We start from the raw sequence: 3299 nt of genomic DNA on the forward strand, positions 1-3299 counted from the left end.
CGTCGGCCGGCGATGGCGAGAACAGCCCGCCGGTGAACAGCCCGCCGCCCAGCCAGCCGGCCGCGACGAGCAGCACCGCGGCGCCGCTGCCCAGCCACGTGCGGGCGCGGCGGCGGATCACCACGGACTTCGGCCGCAGGTCCTGGTCGCACACCGGCGGCCGGGTGAAGATCGGCTCGCTCGCTTCGACGTCGTCGTCGGTGCGGCGGCGCCGGGGCAGGCTCGCCGCGACGATGCCGGTGCGATCCAGCAGTTCGACCGCGGTGCGGTCGCTGGACGGACGGGTCGCACTGCGCGGTGCGGTGCGAAGCATCGGGACCTCCGGTGCGGGTGGCTCGCGGACCCCACGCATTCTGGACCATTTCTGACGATGCTGTCCGAAACGCAACCCCAATGAGTGAAGGTCAGCTCTCCATTTGCTTCAGCCCGAGCCTTGCGAGCACCGCCAGCGGACGCTGGTACGCGGAGCCGAGGACGCGCGGGATGGCGTCGATGACGTAGGCGTCCGGTCCGATGAGGATCCGCGCGGACTTCCGTTCCACCCCGCGGAGGATGGTCGCCGCCGCCTTCTCCGGTGTGGTGTGGGCGATCCGCTCGAAGCCCTGCGCGGCCTTCTCCTGGTCACCGGCGTCGCTGCGCGCGTTGCGCACGATGTTCGTCTTGATCCCGCCGGGGTGCACGCAGCTCACCGCGACCGGGTGCCGCGCGATCAGCATTTCCTCGCGCAGCGCTTCGGTGAATCCGCGGACGGCGAACTTCGCCGCGTTGTACGCGCTCTGCGTCGGCACGCCGACGAACCCGAACACGCTGGAAATGTTGACGACGTGCCCTTCGCCGGACGCGATCAGGTGCGGCAGGAACGCCTTCGTGCCGTTCACGACGCCGCCGAGGTTGACGCCCATGAGCCAGTCGTAGTCCTCGAAGGACATTTCCTCGACGGTCGCGCCGAGCGCCACCCCCGCGTTGTTCACGATGACGTTCGCGCCGCCGAAGTCGCGGACGACCTCTTCGGCGTGGGCGAGCACGGCGGCCCGGTCGGCGACGTCGAGGGTGTACGCGCGGGCGTTGTCGCCGGCCAGCTTCGCCGTCTCCGCCGCGTTGTCCGGGTTGACGTCGGAAAGGGCGACGCGCGCACCGCGCCGGGAGAACTCCAGTGCCAGCGCGCGGCCGATCCCCGAGCCCGCCCCGGTGATCACCACGACCTTGTCCCCGAACCGCTTCATGGGTTCCGGATACTAGCGGCTGTGAGCTTGCTGTGGGTGTGCTGATTGTGTCGGTGCGACGCCTTATGGTGATCTGGTCGGAGCGCCGGGACGAACGGACGAGGAGGCGATGCGCGTGCGGCGGACGGCCGTCCTGCTCAGCGTCGCCGCGATCCTGCTGCTCGGCGCCGCCTTCGTGATCTTCGTGGACCGCCAGCCGCGGTCCGCGGACGCCACCACGTCCGGCACGGTCGAGGCCGCGCCGGTTTCGACGCCCGACCTGCCCGCGGTGTCGAGCCCGGCGATCGGCGCGCTGTTCGTCGAGAACAAGCACTACTGCACGGCCAGCGTCGTGCACAGCGCACAGGGCGACGTGCTGCTGACCGCGGCCCACTGCATCCACGACGGCGAAGGCGGCGACTACTTCACCGGCGTCACCTTCGCGCCGGGCTACCACGACGGCGTGGCGCCGTTCGGCTTCTGGACGGTGTCCGACGAGCTCGTCGCGGCGGGCTGGAGCGCGTCGTCGGACCCGGACCTCGACGTCGGCTTCGCGACCGCGCACCAGGCGGGCACGACGGCGTCCCTGGAGAGCCTGGTCGGCGCGAACACCCTCGCCACCGGCACCGGGTTCGAGCAGCCCATCACGCTCACCGGCTACCCGGACGACTCCGAGGCGCCGGCGGTGTGCCAGAACACGACCAGCCAGCAGGACACCTACCAGCTGAAGGTGGACTGCACCGGCTTCCCGACCGGCACCAGCGGCGGCCCGTGGGTCACCGGCCAGGACCCGAAGACCCGGCTCGGCACGGTCATCGGCGTCATCGGCGGCTTCGAGTACGGCGGCGACGACCCGGACACGTCGTACTCGAGCTACTTCGACAAGGACGTCCAGGCCCTCTACCGGCAGACGACCGCCCGGGCATGATGCGGGTATGAGCGATCCCGTCGACGTACCCATCACCGGCGAGCCGATCCGGCTCGGCCAGTTCCTCAAGCTGGCCGGCCTCGCCGAGGACGGCTCCCACGCCAAGGACCTGATCGACGCGGAGGAGGTCACGGTCAACGGCGAGGTGGAGACCCGCCGCGGCCGCCAGCTGACCGACGGCGACGTCGTGGCCGTGGGCCCGGACCGCGGCAAGGTCGTCCTGGTGCGCTAACCCGGTAGCGGCTGCGCTCGCGTCGCCGGGACCCGGCAAACTCGCGCCGGCGAGCGGGTGACCGGCGGCAGAGCCGCCTGGCCACATGTTCGTCCGGCGTCGCCGAGATGTCATGAAAGGGTCGTTCATCTCCTCAGACGATGCGGTTGGCGACTTCGGGGTTCGCGCCGACCAGAGTGGCCACCACGCCGACCGGAACGGCCAACACAACGACCGGAACGGCCAACACGTCCAGGTCTCCGGTGTGTTGGCCACTCCGGTCGCCGAACTGGCCGTTCCGGGCGATCCGCCCGCCACACCTGATCGACACCGGCAGCACGGCCACTCAAGTGAACGACCCTTTCACGACATCGCGGACCGCCGGACCGGCCCGACTTTGCCGAGGCCCTGACGTGGGAGGTCGATCAGCGCGGCTACTGAGAAAACCCCAATGTGGCCTTGGGGCGCTCGAGGCGGGGGTCAGCCCACGCTGGTCAGCGGCGGCAGGCCGAGGGAAACGGCGAGGGCGTCCAGCTCCCGGCGCACGGGACCGGCCAGCGGGACGCCGAGCGCGCGGCACTGCTCCAGGTGCTGGGCCTCGCGCCAGCCCGGGTAGCGGATCGGCGTGCCACCCTCCCAGCCGAGCATGCTGCCGAACAACGCGCTCGCGGCGCGGTAGAAGCCGTCGGCGCTGCGCAACGTCGTCGGCGCGATGGCCAGCACCAGCACGCCGGTGTCGTGCTCGTGGTCGGCGACGCCGGAGAGCACCCCGGCGAGCACCTCGACCAGCAGCGTCAGCCCGGCGGATTCGGAGCCGGGCTTGTCCATGTCGAAGACGAACTCGGGGTACGCGCCGCCGGGCGCGGCCATGCCGAGCGGGTTCAGCGGGCGGCCCGGTTCGCCGCCCGCGGCGAGCACCAGCCCGATCATCGCGTGCGGCAGCGCCCGCGCGGCGTGG

At 71.4% G+C, this 3299-nt stretch carries 5 protein-coding genes and 1 pseudogene; 2 read left to right on the top strand and 4 right to left on the bottom strand.

Annotated features, from left to right (window positions below; all coding sequences use genetic code 11):
* Both G3I65_RS20335 and G3I65_RS20340 read right to left on the bottom strand, forming a co-directional pair.
* A pseudogene (locus G3I65_RS20335) lies at positions 1 to 313 on the bottom strand (hypothetical protein); the annotation flags it as partial.
* A 91-nt stretch (positions 314 to 404) separates the two neighbouring features.
* Complete coding sequence (locus tag G3I65_RS20340) at positions 405 to 1223, bottom strand: SDR family oxidoreductase (protein ID WP_160697510.1); 819 nt, start codon at positions 1221 to 1223, stop codon at positions 405 to 407.
* A 109-nt stretch (positions 1224 to 1332) separates the two neighbouring features.
* Between G3I65_RS20340 and G3I65_RS20345 the strand changes: the two genes are divergently transcribed.
* On the top strand, positions 1333 to 2130 hold the full coding sequence (locus tag G3I65_RS20345; RefSeq protein WP_160697511.1) for a serine protease: 798 nt from the start codon (positions 1333 to 1335) through the stop codon (positions 2128 to 2130).
* Positions 2131 to 2137: 7 nt separating this feature from the next.
* A complete protein-coding gene (locus G3I65_RS20350; protein ID WP_093945534.1) occupies positions 2138 to 2362 on the top strand; it encodes an RNA-binding S4 domain-containing protein in 225 nt (74 codons plus the stop codon).
* Positions 2363 to 2495: 133 nt separating this feature from the next.
* Here the strand turns inward: G3I65_RS20350 and G3I65_RS20355 are convergent, their stop codons facing one another.
* Entirely contained in the window at positions 2496 to 2687 is a 192-nt protein-coding gene (locus G3I65_RS20355; protein ID WP_160697512.1) for a hypothetical protein, read from the bottom strand.
* Positions 2688 to 2821: 134 nt separating this feature from the next.
* The coding region (locus tag G3I65_RS20360) for an Ldh family oxidoreductase (RefSeq protein WP_160697513.1) at positions 2822 to 3299 on the bottom strand (478 nt) is incomplete at its 5' end.

This window comes from Amycolatopsis sp. SID8362, from assembly GCF_010550475.1.
GTDB lineage: Bacteria > Actinomycetota > Actinomycetes > Mycobacteriales > Pseudonocardiaceae > Amycolatopsis > Amycolatopsis eburnea.

Coding starts and splice junctions, on each gene's coding strand:
- G3I65_RS20340 (WP_160697510.1), bottom strand. CDS start 1,223: ATGAAGCGGTTCGGGGACAAGGTCGTGGTGATCACCGGGGCGGGCTCG.
- G3I65_RS20345 (WP_160697511.1), top strand. CDS start 1,333: ATGCGCGTGCGGCGGACGGCCGTCCTGCTCAGCGTCGCCGCGATCCTG.
- G3I65_RS20350 (WP_093945534.1), top strand. CDS start 2,138: ATGAGCGATCCCGTCGACGTACCCATCACCGGCGAGCCGATCCGGCTC.